At 52.2% G+C, this 19,834-nt stretch carries 15 protein-coding genes; 11 read left to right on the top strand and 4 right to left on the bottom strand.

Going from position 1 to position 19,834, the window contains the following annotated elements; translation table 11 throughout:
- Position 1: 1 nt before the first annotated feature.
- The gene (tilS, locus tag C5610_RS08355) at positions 2-1,342 is read left to right on the top strand and encodes a tRNA lysidine(34) synthetase TilS (protein ID WP_105306771.1); all 1,341 of its coding nucleotides are present in this window, start codon (positions 2-4) and stop codon (positions 1,340-1,342) included.
- Here the strand turns inward: tilS and C5610_RS08350 are convergent.
- Complete coding sequence (locus C5610_RS08350) at positions 1,325-2,242, bottom strand: GGDEF domain-containing protein (protein WP_105306770.1); 918 nt, start codon at positions 2,240-2,242, stop codon at positions 1,325-1,327. The genes tilS and C5610_RS08350 overlap by 18 nt on opposite strands.
- 183 nt (positions 2,243-2,425) lie before the next feature.
- Here C5610_RS08350 and C5610_RS08345 point away from each other — a divergent pair, with 183 nt between their 5' ends.
- From C5610_RS08345 to C5610_RS08305, 9 genes are all read left to right on the top strand, one after another.
- Entirely contained in the window at positions 2,426-4,393 is a 1,968-nt protein-coding gene (locus C5610_RS08345; protein WP_105306769.1) for a monovalent cation:proton antiporter family protein, read from the top strand.
- Positions 4,394-4,525: 132 nt separating this feature from the next.
- Entirely contained in the window at positions 4,526-5,746 is a 1,221-nt protein-coding gene (locus C5610_RS08340) for an efflux RND transporter periplasmic adaptor subunit (protein ID WP_105306768.1), read from the top strand.
- A 74-nt stretch (positions 5,747-5,820) separates the two neighbouring features.
- Entirely contained in the window at positions 5,821-8,928 is a 3,108-nt protein-coding gene (locus C5610_RS08335) for an efflux RND transporter permease subunit (RefSeq protein WP_410054407.1), read from the top strand.
- A 120-nt stretch (positions 8,929-9,048) separates the two neighbouring features.
- Positions 9,049-9,759, top strand: coding sequence for a DUF599 domain-containing protein (locus C5610_RS08330; RefSeq protein ID WP_105306766.1), 711 nt, complete (start codon positions 9,049-9,051; stop codon positions 9,757-9,759).
- Between the two features lie 30 nt (positions 9,760-9,789).
- Complete coding sequence (gene astE / locus C5610_RS08325; RefSeq protein WP_105306765.1) at positions 9,790-10,818, top strand: succinylglutamate desuccinylase; 1,029 nt, start codon at positions 9,790-9,792, stop codon at positions 10,816-10,818.
- A gap of 145 nt (positions 10,819-10,963) precedes the next feature.
- A complete protein-coding gene (locus C5610_RS08320; protein WP_105306764.1) occupies positions 10,964-12,151 on the top strand; it encodes a thiamine pyrophosphate-dependent dehydrogenase E1 component subunit alpha in 1,188 nt (395 codons plus the stop codon).
- Entirely contained in the window at positions 12,151-13,128 is a 978-nt protein-coding gene (locus tag C5610_RS08315) for an alpha-ketoacid dehydrogenase subunit beta (protein WP_105306763.1), read from the top strand. The genes C5610_RS08320 and C5610_RS08315 overlap by 1 nt, the downstream gene beginning before the upstream one ends.
- A 12-nt stretch (positions 13,129-13,140) precedes the next feature.
- Positions 13,141-14,706: a dihydrolipoyllysine-residue acetyltransferase gene (locus C5610_RS08310; protein WP_105306762.1), complete on the top strand. Its 1,566-nt coding sequence runs from the start codon at positions 13,141-13,143 to the stop codon at positions 14,704-14,706.
- Positions 14,707-14,899: 193 nt separating this feature from the next.
- Positions 14,900-15,946, top strand: coding sequence for an endonuclease/exonuclease/phosphatase family protein (locus C5610_RS08305; protein WP_105306761.1), 1,047 nt, complete (start codon positions 14,900-14,902; stop codon positions 15,944-15,946).
- Positions 15,947-16,012: 66 nt separating this feature from the next.
- Here the strand turns inward: C5610_RS08305 and C5610_RS08300 are convergent, their stop codons facing one another.
- Complete coding sequence (locus C5610_RS08300; RefSeq protein ID WP_262339820.1) at positions 16,013-16,915, bottom strand: DMT family transporter; 903 nt, start codon at positions 16,913-16,915, stop codon at positions 16,013-16,015.
- A gap of 115 nt (positions 16,916-17,030) precedes the next feature.
- Here C5610_RS08300 and C5610_RS08295 point away from each other — a divergent pair, with 115 nt between their 5' ends.
- Entirely contained in the window at positions 17,031-17,438 is a 408-nt protein-coding gene (locus C5610_RS08295) for a VOC family protein (protein WP_105306760.1), read from the top strand.
- On the opposite strand, the gene C5610_RS08290 is transcribed toward C5610_RS08295, so the two are convergent.
- Both C5610_RS08290 and C5610_RS08285 read right to left on the bottom strand, forming a co-directional pair.
- Entirely contained in the window at positions 17,435-18,226 is a 792-nt protein-coding gene (locus tag C5610_RS08290) for an SDR family oxidoreductase (protein ID WP_105306759.1), read from the bottom strand. The two genes, C5610_RS08295 and C5610_RS08290, sit on opposite strands and share 4 nt — an antisense overlap.
- 3 nt (positions 18,227-18,229) lie before the next feature.
- A complete protein-coding gene (locus C5610_RS08285; RefSeq protein WP_105306758.1) occupies positions 18,230-19,801 on the bottom strand; it encodes an AbgT family transporter in 1,572 nt (523 codons plus the stop codon).
- Between the last annotated feature and the right edge of the window lie 33 nt (positions 19,802-19,834).

Below are 19,834 nucleotides of genomic sequence, written 5' to 3'. Positions count from 1 at the left end.
CATGAGCGATACGTTATTTCACCGTTTTTGTTCGGTACTGGATGGCTTATCGCTCAAGCCGCAACAACAAATTGTGATCGCGTTGGGCGGTGGCGCTGATTCACAAACCTTGTTGGACTGCGCCATGCGCTACCACCGCCAGCATCCTCACTATCGTTATCTTGCCATTCATCTTGACCATAGTTTCCATCCGGATTCGGCACAATGGTCAACAACCATCGAGCAGGCTGTTAAAGCCTATGGTGTGGCGACACACTTCGAACCGCTTCAGGTTGACGTACTACCGCGGCAATCGAAAGAGGCGGCGGGACGCGAACGCCGTTATCAGCGTCTGCGCGAGCTCAGCGATGACGATGCCGTGATTTTGCTGGGTCAGCATCGTAATGACCAGATTGAAACCCTGTTGTTACAACTCAACCGCGGCAGCGGGCCGAAGGGGCTGGCTGCGATGGCTGAAGTACACGATTGGTATGACAAGCGTAGATTGGTACGGCCATTACTGTCTGTCAGTAAAGAGGAAATCTACGCTTACGCGAGACAGCATCAACTGACCTGGATTGAAGACGATACCAATTACGACACGCGCATCGAGCGTAACTTTTTAAGGCATCAGGTGGTGCCGTTGCTGGAACAGCGTTGGCCGCAGTTCGGTGTGAGCGTATTACGTTCTACCCGCCTTTGTGCAGAACAGCAGGCTGTACTGGAAGAGTTGCTGGATCAACGCTTGCAGCAACAGTTGATCGAGCACCCGCTGCTCGGCAGCGGATTGCCGGTCGACAGTCTGCGCAATCATAACGCCGCCATGCAGCGCGCGTTATTGCGGCGCTGGCTTGAACAGGCCAGCAGCGAAAGCACACCATTACCCAGTTTTCAGCAACTTGAGCAGATTCGTCTGCAGGCGCAGGAGGCTCGGGCAGATACCCGTATGAGCGTGCAATGCGCCGGCTATCAGGTGCGCTTTTATCAGATGGCATTGTGGTGGGTGCCGGAATGGCCGTCGGCCGTTCAGGTAAAAGAGATTACACAGCCGGGCTGGCACTCGTTACCGGAGCCCTGGGGCCGGGTGTGGCTGGATAATGAGTTAGTCGCTGCTTATCCGTTGGTGTTACAACAAGGTCTGGAACCGGGTAAATGGCAACATCCGCGCAGACAGGGGCGAAAAACGCAGGCAGACTGGCTGAAACAGGCACAGGTGCCGGCTTGGTTACGGACATCCTGCCCCGTGCTTCGGGTTGGTCAGGACTGGGTTTGGCTGCCGCTGGTCGGGTGGCTCAGTCTTCGTGCGAGCGAGCAGAACGCACCGACGTTACCTGAACCACGCTGGTCAGGCACAGCCCTGTGAACCACAATGGCGGTTTTTACCGCCGTGTTTGGCGCGATAAAGGTGTTTGTCGGCTTCTTCCAGTGTTTGTGCCACGGTATTAAAACATTCAAGCTGAGCTGTGCCTGCGCTGGTGCTGAGTTGGTAGCAGCTCAGTTCCTGACAGTTGGCGACCGCCTGGCGAATGCGTTGATAAACGTCCTGAGCCTGGTGGTGATTGGTGTCTTCCATCACTACAACAAATTCATCACCGCCAAAGCGGAAGACCTGATCGCTGTCACGAACGGTGGATTTTAGCAGCTCGGCAAAAATACGCAGGATGTCGTCGCCCTGGTGGTGGCCGTGACGATCGTTAACGTCTTTAAAACCGTCGAGATCAAGTAACATTACGGCATGGCGGCCGTCTTTTTGGCGCATCTGTTTTACGTGTAGGTGCTCAAGCACCTCTTCTAACAACGCTCGATTACCGAGACCGGTGAGATGGTCGCGGACGGCCAAACGATGCAACTGCGAAAACTTCAGTGCATTGCGTAACGGAAACGTCAGTTCGCGGTGCCATTGCTCAAGACGCATTTTTTGCGGCATGCTGAGCGGCTGTTTCAGGCTGTAAACCATTTGTCCAAGGTAGGAATGGTCAGCGTACAGCATGACGGCGTGCTGATGGTGGTTATCACCAAATTCACCGATAAGGTTAAACAGTTGGTCATCGGAAACAAACTGCAGAGCTTCAATGTCGATGCGGACCTTTATAAACTCGGCATAGACGGATAATAACTGATGGGCGTCCAGAGTGGTCTGCAACACCTCGGTTAGGGTATTGGAACGGGACAGCTCTTTACTGCAGGTCAGTTGACTGACCTGAGATTGCGAACGAATGGCGTTGTGCGCTTTAACTTTTCCGAAAACGACTTTACTGAGCATAATCTTGTCCTGGCGTAATACAGATGACGCAATATTGACGATGAGAATAGATATTCAAAAACTATGCCAAGCAGATAAAGAATTATAAAAACAACGACTTAACAAAGTCATGTTAACGTCATGATGTGGGTGTTATTATTTTGACGGCGGTTTTTTGCCGCATCGGCCAACAGGGAGAACAGCATGTACGGAACCTTTACCAGCTTATTGTTATTGCTCGGCGTTGCGGTGGCGTTGGTGTGGGCGTTTCGGCGCATAAAACTACCGGCGATTCTCGCCTATTTGTGCGCCGGTATCATTGCCGGTCCCCATGTCATGGGCTGGATTCCTGATCCGGACGAATATCATCTGATCGCCGAGCTGGGTATCGTACTGTTGCTGTTTTCCCTTGGGTTGGAGTTCTCATTACCGAAAATGATTGCGATGCGGCGGCTGGTATTTGGTCTCGGCGCAGCGCAGGTGCTTGGATCGCTGTTGGTGTTTTTAACCATTGGCTTTTTGATACTCGGCAATTGGGCGTCGGCGCTGGCAGTAGCGGGGGCGTTGGCGCTGTCGTCGACGGCGGTCGTGATTAAACAATTGAGCGAAAGCTCGCAAACAGCAACACGTCGCGGTCAGGTCAGTGTCGCGATACTGTTGTTTCAGGATATCGCGGTGGTACCCCTGCTGATCGTTATTCCACTGCTGGCCGGCGGTGGCAGTGACGGTAGCATTGCCTACAGTCTGCTGATGGCGATGGTCAAAGGCGCTGCGGTCATCGCCGTACTGATGGCCGTGGGTAAGTGGATCTTACCGTTCGCATTTCGGGAGATTGCCAATCAGCGCACTGATGAACTGTTTGTGTTGGCAACGTTACTGGTGGCATTGGTGGCAGGGGGGCTGACTCATGCGTTTGGTCTGTCAATGGCGCTGGGTGCGTTTTTGGCCGGTATGATGCTTGGTGAGAGTAAATACAAACACCAGCTTGAAGCCGATATCCGCCCGTTTCGCGACATTTTGATGGGTCTGTTTTTCACTACCGTCGGTATGCAGTTGGCATTAAACAGTTTTATACAGTCATTGCACTGGGTCTTGCTCATTATTCTGGGCATGGCATTGGTTAAGCTGCTGATCATTCGTTACGTGGCGAAGGCGCTGGGCGAGCGCGACCGGGATGCCTGGGGGAGTGCGGTATCACTGTTTCAAATGGGTGAGTTTGGTTTCGTTATTGTCGCGTTGGCCAGCAGTTATCAGTTGCTCAGTGCCGACGTGTCGTCGATATTGATTGGGGTTGGTGTGTTCAGCATGGCGGTGACGCCGTTGGTGATTCAAAAACTGCAACCGCTGGTTTCGATGCTCGTCAGAGAGAGCGAGGCTGAACCGAATATCGAGCAAAAAGTTGACGCAAGCGCGAGTGAACATCAAGTACTGATCTGTGGCTTTGGTCGGGTCGGGCAAACAGTGAGCCGCTTTTTGGATGCTGAAGGCATACGCCATATTGCGGTGGATAACGACCCCATGCGGGTACAGGAAGCGGTGGCCGGCGGCGCCCCCGTTTACTTTGGTGACAGTGCCAAACGCGATATTCTGCGAGCGGTCGGTGCCGCCAGGGTGCCGCTGATCATCATCAGTTTTTCCGACGATCAGCGCGCCATCGAAGTGCTACGTGAAATTCGTGCGATGAACGAAAAAGCTTACGTCATCGTGCGCAGTCGGGACGACCTCAACCTCGATAAGCTCAATGAAGCTGGCGCCTCACAAGTGGTACCGGACACGCTGGAAGCCAGTCTGATGCTGATTTCGCACGTGCTGAGCCATAGCGGTATTCCTATTCGTCGAATCTTATCCAGGCTGGAACAGGAACGGCGCAATCATTACGGCGATATGCACGGCTTTTATCCGGGCTCGCAAACCACCATTGATCATGAAACCGCGGATAAACTCGAGTTTTTGCATGCCGTCAACCTGCCGGAGCAGGCGTGGGCAGTAGGCCAGGCCGTTGCTGATTTAGACTGGGATGCCCATGAGGTGAAACTAAAAGCGCTGCGCCGTGACGATGTCGAGGTGGAAGAGCCGGCGTCGCAGTTGGAACTGCGTGCCGGCGATGTTGTGCTATTGAGCGGCAAGCCACGTCACGTCGAGTCTGCAGAGCGATGGCTATTGGAAGGTTAAGCTTTTTGTAATAGTCCGTTACAACTTATCTCCGAAAAATCACAGTTCGCAACAGTTAAGGTCTAACAATTTACATTTGTTAGATCGATAATAACAGTCAGTTGAATCCATCTAACTGTTGAGCGAACTGTGATGAAATTAAAAAAACGAGCGTTTATTCCACCGCTAATTATTGTTTTAGCGATCGTTCTTTCGGTAGTGGCCAGTATGTCGGCTAAGCCACCGGAAACGCGTCAGCAGCAAAAACCTGCGGCGATGGTCGAAGTCAAAGAAGTAACTCCACGTGATATGACCTTCCTGGTCGACTCGCAGGGAACCGCCATGCCGAAACACTCGACCACGTTATTGGCGGAAGTCAGTGGTCAGATTGTTGAGGTTGCCGACAAATACAACGCGGGTGGTTTCTTTAAGCAGGGTGAGATGCTGTTGCAAATCGACCCGTCCGACTACGAAGTAGCCGTGCAGCAAGCGCGCGCCCAGTTGCTGCAGGCGCAGGCCGCGTTGGAAGAAGAAAAAGCACGTGCCAAAGTGGCAGAAGAAGAATGGTCACAGTTTACCGATGGTGAAGCTCCGGCATTGGGTTTGCGTAAGCCGCAACTGGCCAGCGCTTATGCGGCATTGGAATCTGCTCAAGCCAATCTGGCTATGGCGGAGCGCAACCTAGAGCGCACAACCATCAGAGCGCCGTACGACAGTGTACTGCGCAGCAAACAAGCAGACCTGGGTCAGTTTGTCGGCGCCGGTGCACAAATCGCGACGTTGTTCGGCACTGAAGTCGCTGAAGTTCGCCTGCCGCTGAGTGACCTTGACGTTACCTACCTCAATCTGCCGGGTGAAACCGACACGCAACCGAAAGTGTTGCTGGAATCACAAGTCTCCGGTGTCGATACACAGTGGATGGGCAACCTGGTTCGCACCGAAGGCGTTCTTGACGAAGCCAGCCGTGTCATTTACGGCGTTGTCGAAGTTAAAGACCCTTATAACCTAGCGGGTCAGACACACACGGCACCCTTACGTTTCGGCCGTTTTGTGCAAGCGCAGGTTGAAGGTCAGGAAGTGACCGGTGTTATGGAAGTACCAACCTATGCCATTAACCCGGACGGCACCGTATGGACCGTTGCTGAAGATCGTAAACTGAAGAAAAAATCGATTGAAGTGGTTCGCACTCAGCAAAATACCAGCATTGTAAGTTCAGGACTGGAAGCGGGTGACTTAGTAGTGCTTACCCAGTTGAAGAACGCGCTGAATGGTATGACCGTGCGGTTGGAAGGGGATCCTTTGCCAGAACAGATGGAAACCGCTGCCAAGAGTGAAGAACAAGTGGCTGGTAATGCCAATAGCCAGAGTGAGTAAGCATTATGTCCGCAGATACTCGTAAAGGAATAATTTCGTGGTTTGCCCGCAACTCTGTTGCGGCAAACCTGCTAATGATATTGATACTGGTTGCCGGAGCGATGTCGGTATTTTCGGTCCGCAAGCAGATGTTTCCGGAAATTGAACTGAATATCATCAGCATCCAGGTGCCGTTCCCGGGCGCCGCGCCACAGGAGGTTGAGCAAGGCGTCATCATGCTCATCGAAGACGCGCTGGAAGACGTCGACGGTGTTGAAGAAATGACCTCGCGTTCGCAGGAAGGGATCGGTAGTGTCACCATCGAGGTTGAACCGGACTACGACGTCCAGGTGGTGATGGACGAAGTGAAAATGTTGGTGGATGCAATCCCCAACTTTCCGCAACAAATTGAAAAACCGAATATTTATCGAGTACGTCCTAACCGTGAAGTCATTTGGATGACGGTGTATGGCGATGTTAATGAGCGAACCCGTAAAGAATTAGCCAAAAGCATTCGCGATGAGCTGAAGTCGGTTGGCGGTATCACCAAAGTTGATGTGGTCGGCGATCGCAATTATGAGATTTCGATTGAAATCTCGCAGCAGGATCTTGAGCGTTATGGTTTGTCGTTCCAGCAAATCGTTAATGCGGTACGCGGCACTTCAATTGACGTCGCCGGTGGTTCGATTAAAACGCCTAATGGCGACATCTTGTTGCGAGCCAATAACCAAGCCTATCAGGGCGGCGAGTTCGAGAAAATTGTGTTATTGAGTCGTCCGGATGGTACCCGTTTGACCCTCGGCGACATCGCCACGGTGGAAGACGGCTTTGTCGAAACGGAGGCCTTCACGCGCTTCGATGGCAAACCGGCAACCTTTATCCGGGTGAATTCCGTCGGTGACCAGAACGACCTGAAAATTGCTGAGTATGTGCGTAATTACGTCGAACGCAAACAACAAGAGCTGCCTGACGAAGTTCAGTTGGCGCAGTGGGGAGACTCGTCCTATTACTTGCAAGGTCGTCTCGACTTGATGTTGAACAATATGTGGATGGGTGGCCTGCTGGTCTTCCTGATGCTGTCGTTGTTCCTGCAATTGCGGTTGGCATTCTGGGTTATGCTGGGTATTCCGGTGTGCTTCCTGGGTACCATTGCACTGATGCCGTTACCGATGTTTGATATCTCCATTAACATGATCTCGTTGTTTGGCTTTATCTTGGTGCTCGGGATAGTGGTCGATGATGCGATAGTCATAGGGGAGAGTGCCTACACCGAAATCGAGGAGAAAGGTAAGTCCATCGATAACGTGGTGGCCGGCGCACAGCGAGTGGCTATGCCCGCGACCTTTGGTGTACTAACCACCATGGTTGCCTTTATTCCGATGTTGATGGTTGACGGTGGCATGGGAGCGATCTGGGAGTCCATCGCCTGGGTGGTCATTCTGTGTCTGGGCTTTTCACTGGTGGAATCCAAACTGATCCTGCCGGCGCATATAGCCAACATGAAATACTCGAAGGTGACGACGGAGAAGCCGAATGCGTTCCAGCGTTTCCGTAATGGCTTTGCCAATTCGGTACAACGTTTTGTCAACTCCAAGTACCGTCCGTTCCTGAAAAAATGTCTGCACTACCGTTACACCACGTTGGCAACCTTTGTGGGTATGTTGATCTTAATGATTGGTTTGATCAGTGGCGGTATCGTGCGCTGGGTATTCTTCCCGGATATCCCCAGTGACTTTATCCGGGCTAACGTAGAAATGCAGCCGGGTACATCAGAAGAACGAACCATTGAAGTACTCACCGAAGTGTCGGCGGCGCTGAGCAAGGTTGATGACAAAGCCGAAGAAAGCGAAGGTGAAGGGGTTGTTCGTCATACCAATATCTGGATGAACGGCACCGAATCAGGCACCGTATTTGCCGAGCTTAAGAAGGGTGAGGAACGCAACATTGACGGCTATGAAATCGTTAGTCAATGGCGTGAAATGGTGCCGGAACTCGCCGGAGTACGGGCTATCAACTTCCAGGGCGGTATCGGCGGTGGTAGTGGCTTCGACCTTGAGTTCCAGCTTGTTGGCGAGGATCTTAACCAGTTAAAGGCTGCCGCTGATGAACTGAAAGTGGTGTTGGGTGAATACGACGGTGTGTTCGATATCGAAGATACCTTCGGCGATGGTAAAGACGAAATTCTGGTGACCACCAAGCCACTGGCGGAAGCCATGGGCATTAACCTGGCCGAGCTGGCTACCCAAGTGCGTTACGCTTTCTACGGTGCCGAAGCACAGCGTATTCAGCGCGGTGACGAGGAAGTGCGGGTGATGGTGCGTTATCCGGAAGAACAACGCCAGTCGGTCGGTAATTTGCAGGACATGAAATTACGGACGGCCGACGGTGCTGAGATCCCGTTCACCGAGTTAGCTGAAATTGAATTTGCCGAGGGTTATTCAACCATTACCCGGATTAACCGTGAGCGTTCCGTGAATGTCAGAGCACGGGTTGATAAAGAGTCGGTTGAACCTTTCCGCATCGTTAAAGAGGTTCGCGAGCAGAAAATCCAGGCAATTCTGGACAAGTACCCAAGCGTTGGCTTCCAGTTGCAGGGCGCGACTCAGGACGAAGCAGAAGCAACCGGCTCACTGGCGATTGGTGGTCTATTAGCGATGTTGGCGGTGTACGCGTTAATGGCGGTACCACTTAAGTCTTACAGTCAACCGCTGATCATTATGTCGGTGATTCCGTTTGGTATGATCGGCGCGGTACTGGGTCACTGGATCCTGGGTATGCCGGTCAGTATCTTAAGCTTGTTCGGTATCATTGCGCTGGCAGGGGTTGTGGTAAACGATTCGTTGGTGATGGTGGATTACGTCAACAAAGCACGGGCTGCAGGAACAGACTTGCGTCATGCCGTACTTGATGCCGGTTGTCGCCGTTTCCGCGCAATTACGTTGACCTCATTGACCACTTTCTTCGGTCTGTTACCTATCGTGCTGGAGAAGAGCCTGCAGGCGAAGATCGTTATCCCAATGGCGATATCACTGGCATTCGGTATCATCTTTGCCACAGTGATTACGCTGTTGCTGATACCTTGTCTGTACTTGATTCTGGCCGATGCCAAACGCGGTATGCAGTCGTTCCTGTCCTGGTACGGCCTGGCAAAACCGCCGGAACCGAAAGACATGACAACCAAAGAAGCGTTGGAAAATTATTAACCGAATAACGCATCAACTAAGGCCGCAACATTAAGTTGCGGCCTTTTTTTATTGGTGTGTGTCATAATTTGTTAATATAGTCGCCATAGACTGAAACCAAACTCTCAGGACGACTGCATCATGCTGTTATCAGCGCTCGATTTTATTGCCTTAGTGTTTTTCTTTGTCAGCTGGGTTGGCTATTCACTGTTTGCCCGTAAGCGAGCGAAGACCACACATTGCCTTTCTAGCATTTTGTGTACGCTGCGTATCGACTGGATGCAGACCGTGATGCACAAAGACAACCAAATTGCCGATGCGTCATTGATTGGTAATGTCGAGCGAACCGTTACTTTTTTTGCCTCATCAACGGTGTTAGTACTGGCCGGTGTGATTACCGTATTAGCGCATTCCGAGGAAGTGGTCGAAGTGCTTAACGAACTGCCGTTGACGCCGCCCTCAAGCCCGATCATGGTGCAGTTTCAACTGGCGGTACTGGCAATGATCTTTATTTACGCCTTTTTTAAGTTCACCTGGTCGATACGGCAGTTTGGTTTCGTTTCGGTATTGTTGGGCGCATCGGTGAAGTATCAGCAACAAAACCGTAGCGAGGAAGAACGGGTCGCGTTTGCCAATCATGCCGCCAAGGTGCTCGATCAGTCCGGACATGAATACAACAAAGGATTGCGCACCTACTATTTCGCGCTGGCTTATCTTGCCTGGTTTTTGCACCCGCTCATGCTGATTGTTGCCAGCAGTATCGTTGTCGTGATTCTGTATCGACGTGAATACAATTCGAGAGTGCTGCGGCACTTGCTTGCCACTCATGGTTTTGAACCCGGGAAAAAATAACAGGAGTCAGGTTTGGAGACAGCGGCTGAGATGACAGTGTTTGAAGACTTTCTTAAGTGGACTTGTGATAATGAATGGGGCCATAGCGGGCATTTCGAGCGACGTCTGAGCAATGGTACTCAACTGACGGTGTGGGACAGCGGCGTACTGGTGGTGGAACCACAGAGCGCCACCGACAAAGACATCATTATCTCCTGTGCGGTACATGGTAATGAGACCGCACCAATTGAAATTTGCCGTGACATCATTCAGGACATCATTGCGGAACAACAACCGGTTCAGCATCGTACTCTGTTTCTGATTGCCAATCCGGCCTCGATAAACGTTGAACGTCGCTTTGTCGAGGAAAACATGAACCGCTTATTCAGTGGTGCACACAGCAAAGGTGGCATCACCAACCCAGAACGTGAGCGTGCCGCTAAGCTGGAACAGTATGTGCAGCGTTTTTATCAGGAGGGCGGCGACAGCGAACGTCGTCGTTATCATTACGATTTGCACACAGCGATTCGCGATTCTAAGCGCGAAAAGTTCGCGGTCTATCCGTTCACTCATGGCAAACCATACAAACAGGCGCAACTGCAATTTTTACTGGCCTGTGGCGTTGATACGGTACTGCTGAATCGTGCACCGACGACCACCTTTTCCTATTTTTCCGCACATCAATTTGAGGCTGATGCGTTTACTGTTGAGCTGGGCAAAGTGCGTCGTTTTGGTGAAAACAATCGTGCTGATTTTGCGGCGGCAGAAGAAAGTTTACGGCAGTTGGTTGGTCAACCCGAACCGGATTTGCCTGCATTTGATCCGCAACAGCACTTCGTGTTTGCTGAAGCTCAGACCATCAACCGTCAACATCAGGACTTTAGATTGAATTTCGCCGATGATGTGGCGAACTTCACGTCTTTTAACAAAGGCGAATTACTGGCGATTGACGGAGATGATAAAATTCTTGCCAAACATGATGATGAACACATTATTTTCCCCAATGCCGACGTTGCACTGGGGCAGCGAGCGTTGCTGACGGTGGTGCGGGTACCAACGGAAAGCTTAGATCTGGTCTAATCAGCCCAGATAAATTGTTAAAACTGTTCGTTTCTATTTACACTTAGCCCACTGACTATTCGGCAGTGGGCTATTTGCATAGCACTTTACGTAAAGGTAAAGTAGCGGCAAATTTCCACCCTGCTAACAACCGAAAGAGAAGGTTATGGCCAAGGATAAAAAACACAACACTGAAATTGTGACCAAACCACAGTGGTTTGACGGTGAGTCAGTCACAATTCCCATGCTGCAAATCCTCAAAGAGGACGGCAGTTTTCACCAGGGCGCTGACATGCCTGAGTACGATAAGGACCTTATCGTAAAAATTCACGATACCATGCAGTTCATCCGGACACTGGATGAACGTATGATTGCGGCGCAACGTCAGGGACGTATCAGTTTCTACCTGGCTTCACGCGGCGAGGAAGCCGAGAGTGTCGCTTCTGCTGCGGCATTGGACAGCGGTGATATGATCATGGGTCAGTACCGTGAACAGGGCGCCCTGGCGTACCGCGGCTTCACGGTTGAACAGTTTATGAACCAGCTGTTTTCTAACGAAAAAGATTTAGGGAAAGGTCGTCAAATGCCAGTGCACTATGGTTGTGCTGAGCTTAACTTTATGACCATTTCCTCGCCGTTAGGGACACAAATCCCGCAGGCAACAGGTTACGCCTTCGGTCAGAAGATGGATAAAACCGGTAAATGCACCATTTGTTACTTCGGTGAAGGTGCGGCCTCTGAAGGGGATTTCCACGCTGCGCTGAATATGGCGTCGGTTTACAAAGTGCCGGTGATTTTCTTCTGCCGTAACAATGGGTACGCTATCTCGACACCGTCTCAGGGCGAACAGTACGGTGGTGACGGCATTGCACCGCGCGGCATTGGTTATGGCATCAAAACCATCCGGGTGGATGGTAACGATGTGTTTGCGGTGCTTAAAGCAACCCAGGAAGCCCGTCGCCTGGCGGTCGAGGAAAACGAGCCGGTGCTGATCGAAGCGATGTCGTACCGCATGTCAGGTCACTCAACCTCGGACGATCCGACCGGTTATCGTACTCGCGAAGAGGAAGAGGGCTGGAAGGTCAAAGATCCGTTGGATCGCCTGCAAAAGTGGATGAAGAACGAAGGCTGGCTGAACGATGAAGACGTTCAGCAGCAACACGAAGAGGTTAAAGCCAAAGTACTGGCGGCGCTAAAAGAAGCCGAAAAAGTACCGGCCCCACACATCGACGAACTGATCAACGATGTGTATGACGAACCAACGCCGCTGTTGAAAGAACAGTTGGAAGAACTTAAGGCACACATCCGCAAATACCCGGATGCGTATCCGAAAACGTCAGGGAGACTGGACTAATGGCTAAAATGAATTTACTGCAGGCCATCAACAGCGCACTAGACCTGGCGATGGCAAAACACGACAACGTCTACAGTTTTGGTGAAGACACCGGTGGTTTCGGCGGCGTATTCCGCGCAACGTCCGGCTTAACGGAAAAATACGGCAAGCACCGCAACTTCAACACGCCACTGGTTGAGCAAGGTATTATCGGCTTCGCTAACGGCTTGGCGTCGCAGGGTAGCTATGCCGTTGCTGAGATTCAGTTCGGTGACTATATTTTCCCGGCGTTTGACCAGATCGTCAACGAATCGGCTAAGTTCCGTTATCGTTCGGGTAACGAGTTTAACGTTGGCGGCCTGACCATCCGGACGCCATACGGCGGCGGTATTGCCGGCGGTCATTATCATTCTCAGTCACCAGAAGCGTATTTTGCGCACACGCCGGGCATGAAAATTGTGACCCCGCGTAACCCTTATGAAGCGAAAGGGCTGTTGCTGAGCGCGATCTTCGATCCAAACCCGGTGCTGTTTATGGAACCGAAGCGTTTGTATCGTGCCTCGACCGGTGACGTGCCGGAAGAAGAATATACGATTCCATTAGGCAAAGCCGATGTGGTCAAAGAAGGTACCGATATTACGGTACTGGCCTGGGGTGCACAAATGGAAGTGACCGAGAAAGCGGTCGAAAAAGCCGAACAAGACGGTGTTTCCTGTGAAGTGATCGACTTGCGTACGATCCTGCCATGGGACGTCGAAACGGTAACCCAGTCGGTATTAAAAACCGGACGTTTGGTGATTTCTCAGGAAGCCCCGATTACCGGCGGCTTTGCCAGCGAAATCGCGGCGACAGTGCAGGACAAATGTTTCCTGTATCTTGAGTCTCCAATTGCCCGTGTGTGCGGTATTGATGTGCCGTATCCGCTGTGTCACGAAAAAGAGTATATGGCCGATCATCTGAAAATTTATGAAGCCATCACTCGCTCAATGAATTACTAAGGACCCATCGACATGAGTAAAGATTTTATTCTGCCCGATATCGGCGAAGGGATCGTAGAGTGCGAAATCGTTGAGTGGCTGGTAGCCGAAGGGGATCAGGTTAAAGAAGATCAACCCGTGGTTGAGGTGATGACCGATAAAGCCATGGTTGAGATTCCGGCGAAGGAAGATGGCGTGGTCGAAAAGCTGTATTACGCCAAGGGCGATATTGCCAAAGTTCACGAACCGTTGTTCCGCATTAACGCCGGTGGTGATGCCGCCGAAGAGCAACCGACGGAAGACGCCAAGCCCGCGCCAGAGCAAACGCGTGACTCTGGTTCTGCGGCGGCAACCACCGACTTTATCCTGCCTGATATCGGCGAAGGTATTGTTGAGTGTGAAATTGTCGAGTGGCTGGTGTCTGAAGGCGACCAAGTGAAAGAAGATCAGCCAGTGGTCGAAGTCATGACCGACAAGGCAACCGTTGAAATTCCGGCCAAAGACGATGGCGTTGTGGTTAAGTTGTATCACAAGAAAGGTGATATTGCTGAAGTTCACAAACCATTGTTTGCACTGCAGCCTGCCGGCGGTGTTGAGTCAGCTCCGTCAACATCGGCCACCCAGAAAACAACAACCGACGCCTCGGCTAAGGCGGAAGCGACGGCTGAGCCGCCAGCTAAAGCCCGTCAAGGCAAGGCCATTGCCAGTCCGGCAGTGCGCCGCCTGGCTCGCGAGAACGACATTAATATCGCCGACGTGCCTGGCTCAGGTAAAAAAGGCCGGGTGCTGAAGCAAGACATCGAAGCCTTTAAGTCGGGTGATGCAACAGCGGCCAGCCGCACGGACGATGCTCACGCCTCTGACGCAGCTCCTGCCGCTGGCACGACTACCGGCGGTACCCGCACCGAAGCGATTCGCGGCGTGAAAGCGGCGATGGCAAAACAAATGATGAAGTCGGTCAGTACCATTCCGCACTTTACCTATGCGGATGAGTTTGACGTCACTGATTTGATCGCACTGCGCGAGAAGCTGAAGGAACAGTATAAAGAAAAAGGTATTCGCCTAACGGTAATGCCGTTCTTTATTAAAGCGCTGTCGCTGGCGTTGAAAGAGTTCCCGGTGATGAATGCTCAGGTCAATGAAGACTGTACAGAGATCACCTATTTTGACGATCACAACATCGGCATGGCGGTGGACACCAAAATCGGTCTGCTGGTGCCTAACGTCAAACAGGTGCAGAACAAGAGCATCATTGATGTTGCCAACGAAGTGACGCGCTTAACTCAGGCAGCGCGTGAAGGCAAAGTGCCACAGGCGGACATGAAGGGCGGTACCATCAGTATCTCCAATATCGGTGTTATCGGTGGTACGGTGGCAACACCAATCATTAACAAACCGGAAGCAGCCATTGTCGCGCTGGGTAAAGTGCAGGAACTACCGCGCTTTGATGCCAACGGCAATGTCGTAGCCCGTAAGATCATGACCGTAAGCTGGTCCGGTGATCACCGCATCATTGACGGTGGAACCATCGCCCGCTTTAACAAACGCTGGCAGGAATTCCTTGAAGATCCTACCAGTATGTTGGTCAATATGGTGTAGATCGCGTCCTAACGCGAGATGATCGCCCGGCAGCAAGTTCGTGAGACTTGTTGTCGGGCATCCATGCTCTCCCACATTCGCCGGCGAGGGCATCGCTGCCAATCAGCAATCCAGTAGCACTTCCGCCACGTTAATTGTTGCAGTTTATCCTTCCGTGCAGTAGCGTTAAGTCAATGCATAAAGGGATTTACTGATGTTTGTGTCTATTCATCTGACCATTGCTATCATCCTCGCGCTGCTCTCGTTGGCGCCGTTATTGCGTGTTCAACACTGGCTCATTCGCGGGCTGGATTTTCCGCGGCTGCAGTTAACGGTAGTGCTGGTTTTCTGGCTGTTGATGGGGGTGTTTTATTTTGAATCCTATGGCCTGGCCGAATCGTTATCCCTGGCAATATTGGCGATCACCCTAGCGCGACAGTTGCGCTGGATTATTCCGTACACGCGCTTTTTTCCGGTTGAGGTTGAGTCGACGACGGATCAATCGGCAGTCGGCATCAAGATCATGACGGCTAATGTGCTAACGCCCAACCGGAACAGCGAGCAATTAATACGCTTTATCAAGCACTATCAACCGGATGTGATCATTACACTCGAATCGGATAGCTGGTGGCAACAACAACTGGCGGTGATCGAAGATGTCTATGCCTACACGGTTAAAGTGCCATTGGATAATCTCTATGGAATGCATCTGTATTCGCGTTTGCCGCTGCACAACAGTCAAGTGCGTTATATCGTTGAAGACGATAAGCCATCGATTCACACCTGGATAGAACTGGCATCCGGCCAGCGCATCAAAGCGCACTTCGTGCATCCTGCACCGCCAAGTCCTTCCGAAAACGAAGCCTCGACGGAGCGGGATGCGGAACTGTTGCTGTTGACGGAAGACATTGACGAGAAACACACTCCAACCATTGTCGCCGGCGATCTTAATGACGTCGCCTGGTCGCGCACGACCTTATTGTTCCGCAAAATGAGTGGCTTGCTGGATCCACGCATTGGCCGGGGGATGTTTAATACTTTCCACGCCGATTACTGGTTTGCCCGCTGGCCACTGGACCATATTTTTCATAGTCATCACTTTGCCTTGGTCAACGTCGAACGCTTACCCGCCTTTGGTTCCGACCACTTTCCGCTACTAACTGAACTCGCCCTGAAACCCGAACTCAACAGCCCCGAGGACGCTCCCGACCCCGACGCCGCCGACGAAGAGCTCGCCCGCAACCTCCGCCAGGAGGCCTGAGTCATTGCACGCTGAACAAAAAATACGGCAGGGCGATTGAAAGCTCTTAAGCAAGGGGCAATCATCTTACCGCCTTCTTTTTTGTTCAAGGCGCAGGCGCTGCAGGATCAAGCCGCTGATGATGAGCAATAGGCCGGCGATGGTACTGGGGTAGATGGTTTCGCCGAGGATTTGATTGAGCAACAGGAGCGAAATGAAGGGCGACAGAAAAATCAGGTTGCTGATCAGTGAAGTGTTGGTGGCGGTTTTCATGGCCATCATCCAGAACAGGAAGGTGATGCCCATTTCGAACAGGCCAACGTAGCTGACGGCGAGCCAACCTTGCCAGGGAATGCCGCTCCAGTCGCTGCTGAACAGACTCCAGATGATGAGAAACGGCAGCGCCAGGCCAAATGCGAGTACCAACTGGACGATGGATTCGGCGTTGCGTTTGGTGTTAATAATCCAGTAGGCGGCCCATAAAAATGTCGACAACAGCGCCCAAAATACTCCGATTGGATTGGAAAATCTTAAACCCAGCAGGTCGCCGCGGGTCGCAATCACGAATACGCCCAGGTAGCCGAGGGCGCTGGCGAGCCAGTCGCGTTTTCTGATCGGCTGTTTTAATACCACCGCCGCCATAAAGGTCAGTGCGATTGCCCAGGTATAGTTGAGTGGCTGCGCTTCGGAGGCGGGCAGCAATGAGTAAGCTTCAAATAACACCAGATAGTAGAGCGTAGGGTTGAGTGCGCCGATCAGGAGGTAATACAAAGGCATTCGACGCAGTTCTAGTAAGATCAGCGACTGCTTGCCTCTTATCAGTGCGATAACCAGCAAGATAGCGAAGGAAACCGCGGTCGCGGCGGTGACCATTTGCAGTGGCGTTAGGTATTGCAAGGTGATTTTAAACGCCGTGGCGACGGTCGACCACAGTAATACCGCAGTCAATGCGAAGCCCATGGCTTTTTTGTCGTTGGCAGTCAATGCCACAGCGGCTCCTTGCTTTGGTTCTGGTTACGGCTGTTACGCGGGAGCATAGCGTAAATAAGTCGTTTATGCGTATTAAAAATTGTTATGCTAAAACGAAAACAGCAGGAGTTTTGTTATGCAACCGACAATCAGTGTCGTGACGTTGGTCACCGATAACCTGGAGCGCGCAGTGCGCTTTTATCGGGACGGTCTGGGGTTGCCAACAAAAGGTATTGTCGGCAACCCGGAGGATGATACACAGGTGGCGTTTTTTAACCTTAACCAGGGGTTCAAGCTGGCGCTTTGGCCGCGTTCTAGTCTTGCTCGTCAATTGGGGACGACGGTGCAGGGGAGCGGACATATGTTAAGTCATAATGTCACCACGCAAGCGGCGGTTGATGAGCTGGTGTTAGCTGTCGAAAACGCCGGCGGCAACGTTCTTAAGCGGCCCCATCGACAACCCTGGGGCTGTTATGGGGCGTACTTTTCTGATCCTGACGGACATTGTTGGGAACTGACCTACAACCCGAAATACGCGGGTTAGGCGTCGCGTTTAGCGACAATACGCCGCACCAGACCGGGGAAAAAACGTTTCAGTGTTGGTGCTAACGCGCTCAAACCTTTGCCGATAATCGCTTCTGCCTTATCGGCTTCAATCGCTTTGATGATGCCCTCAGCACAGTGTTCTGCGCTGATTCCCTGTTCGATTTCAGGATCGTTATGGCCTTGTTGTTGGCCATCTGCCTGTAAGGCGTTGATGGCAATTTGTGTGTTCACAAAACCGGGTAGAATGCTGGTGACCTGCACATTGTGTTCGGCCATCTCGGCGCGCACACAGTCCATATAACCGAGCACCGCGAATTTTGCACCAGAATAGCCACTGCGCAGCTTACTGCCGACCTTTCCAGCAACACTGGCGACGGTGACAATATGCCCGCAACGACGTTTTACCATCGACGGCAAGACCACCTGATTCAGCGCAACCACGCCAAAGTAGTCAATCTCCATCAACTGGCGGTACACCGACAAATCGGTATCCAGTGCTTTGCTGCGCTGAGAAACGCCGGCGTTGTTGATCAGTATATCAACGTCGATGTCGGCCAAAGCCTGCTGTGCGCTTTCTCTGGCCTGTTCCGGACGGGATAGATCCAGTGCCAACACGCGATGGTTATCGGTGTTTGGCAAGGACTGGCGCAGTTCCTCGAGTTGCTGCTCTCGGCGCGATGTCAGGATGAGTCGTGCCCCACGCTCAGCGAGTTGCCGTGCCAAGGCTAAACCGATGCCTGATGAGGCACCGGTTAGCCAGATGGTCTTGTCCTTAATGGCGGTCATCGGTTAGCCCGCCGGATAGGTGTAGCTGGCCTGGAAGCCCAATGGAATGCCCAGCGTCCAGTAAACGATCAGGAAGGCAGACCACAACACCAACAGTGATACCGTAAATGGCAGCATCATCGCCACCAACGAGCCGATACCGGTGCCTTTAACGTAACGTTGGCAATACAGCACCACCAGCGGGAAGTAAGGCAGTAACGGTGTGATGATGTTACTGGTGGAGTCACCGACACGATAGGCCGCCTGGGTAAGGTCAGGCGAGTAACCCAATTGCATCAGCATCGGTACAAAAATCGGTGAAATCAGCGCCCATTTCGCGGAGGCCGAACCGACAAACAGGTTAATGAACGCCACCAGGAAAATCATGCCGACCATGGTAACACCACCGGACAGCTCCAGGCTGGCGAGGAAGTTTGCGCCTTTTACCGATAACAGTGTGCCCAATTGTGAGTCGCCGAACGCCTTAATGAACATGGCACAGAAGAACGCCATGACCATATAGTAAGCCATGCCTTCCATCGATTTGGTCATCGCGCCGATGACGTCCTGCGAGTTGTTAAAATTGCCGGAAACAAAACCGTGTACCATCCCCGGGATGATGAACAACAGGAATATCAGCGGCACGATCATGCCCATCAGCGGTGCCGCGAACGAGGCCAGTTCGCCCGTTGCCGGATCGGCCAATGGGGAGTTTTCCATGGTGGCGGCAAAATACAGCGCCACCAAACCCGCAACCATGGTCGCCGAAGCCAGATAAAACGCTTTACGGTCACGCGGGGTGACGTCATCAAGTGCCGGCATATCATCCTGATCACCGTCCAGCTTGGTACCCCGTAAACGTGGCTCAACCACCTTATCGGTCAGGAACCAGCCTACCGCGACCACCAGAATCGATGAGGCAGCAGTAAAGAAATAGTTATTTAACGGGTTTAACTGTACTTCCGCATCGATAAGTTGTGCCGCGGTCTGAGTAAAGCCCTGCAACAGAGGATCAATGGCTGACGGCACAAAGTTGGCACTAAAACCACCGGAAACGCCGGCAAATGCGGCGGCAATACCCGCTAACGGATGGCGTCCGGCAGCGTAGAAGATTACCCCGCCCAATGGGATAACCAACACGTAACCGGCATCAACGGCGGTATGGCTGACAATAGCGACCAGAATCAGTACGGGGGTCAGTAATACCTTAGGGGTCACGTTCAACATCAGTTTAATGGCGACGTTGATGTAGCCCGAGCGTTCAGCAACGCCAACACCCAACATCGCGACCAATACCACGCCTAATGGTGCAAAGCCCATAAAGGTGTCGACCATATTAGCGAGGAAGTCGGCCATTTCGGTGCCGCTGAGCAGGTTGACGACGTTAATGGCCTCGCCGGTCAGCGGGTGTTTCTCGTCGAAGGACACGCCGGAAAATAGCCACGACATGGCCCATACGATGAGCAACAGGCCAAAAAACATAACAGCGGGATCGGGGAGTTTATTACCAACGCGCTCGACGCCATCGAGCATGCGGTTGAGCAGACCTTTTGGCTTTTCCATTGCCTCGCGGTCCGGTTGTGGTGAATCTGCCATGAGAACCTCTGGTTGTTATTATATAATGTTACA

Source organism: Idiomarina sp. OT37-5b, from assembly GCF_002968395.1.
GTDB lineage: Bacteria > Pseudomonadota > Gammaproteobacteria > Enterobacterales > Alteromonadaceae > Idiomarina > Idiomarina aquatica.
The sequence above is the reverse complement of the archived record's forward strand: the minus strand, read 5'-3'. Positions and strand labels throughout refer to the sequence as shown.

Bases quoted from the DNA above. Each gene is read 5' to 3' on its own strand.
- tilS (WP_105306771.1), top strand. From the start codon at position 2: ATGAGCGATACGTTATTTCACCGTTTTTGTTCGGTACTGGATGGCTTA.
- C5610_RS08350 (WP_105306770.1), bottom strand. From the start codon at position 2,242: ATGCTCAGTAAAGTCGTTTTCGGAAAAGTTAAAGCGCACAACGCCATT.
- C5610_RS08345 (WP_105306769.1), top strand. From the start codon at position 2,426: ATGTACGGAACCTTTACCAGCTTATTGTTATTGCTCGGCGTTGCGGTG.
- C5610_RS08340 (WP_105306768.1), top strand. From the start codon at position 4,526: ATGAAATTAAAAAAACGAGCGTTTATTCCACCGCTAATTATTGTTTTA.
- C5610_RS08335 (WP_410054407.1), top strand. From the start codon at position 5,821: ATGATATTGATACTGGTTGCCGGAGCGATGTCGGTATTTTCGGTCCGC.
- C5610_RS08330 (WP_105306766.1), top strand. From the start codon at position 9,049: ATGCTGTTATCAGCGCTCGATTTTATTGCCTTAGTGTTTTTCTTTGTC.
- astE (WP_105306765.1), top strand. From the start codon at position 9,790: ATGACAGTGTTTGAAGACTTTCTTAAGTGGACTTGTGATAATGAATGG.
- C5610_RS08320 (WP_105306764.1), top strand. From the start codon at position 10,964: ATGGCCAAGGATAAAAAACACAACACTGAAATTGTGACCAAACCACAG.
- C5610_RS08315 (WP_105306763.1), top strand. From the start codon at position 12,151: ATGGCTAAAATGAATTTACTGCAGGCCATCAACAGCGCACTAGACCTG.
- C5610_RS08310 (WP_105306762.1), top strand. From the start codon at position 13,141: ATGAGTAAAGATTTTATTCTGCCCGATATCGGCGAAGGGATCGTAGAG.
- C5610_RS08305 (WP_105306761.1), top strand. From the start codon at position 14,900: ATGTTTGTGTCTATTCATCTGACCATTGCTATCATCCTCGCGCTGCTC.
- C5610_RS08295 (WP_105306760.1), top strand. From the start codon at position 17,031: ATGCAACCGACAATCAGTGTCGTGACGTTGGTCACCGATAACCTGGAG.
- C5610_RS08290 (WP_105306759.1), bottom strand. From the start codon at position 18,226: ATGACCGCCATTAAGGACAAGACCATCTGGCTAACCGGTGCCTCATCA.
- C5610_RS08285 (WP_105306758.1), bottom strand. From the start codon at position 19,801: ATGGCAGATTCACCACAACCGGACCGCGAGGCAATGGAAAAGCCAAAA.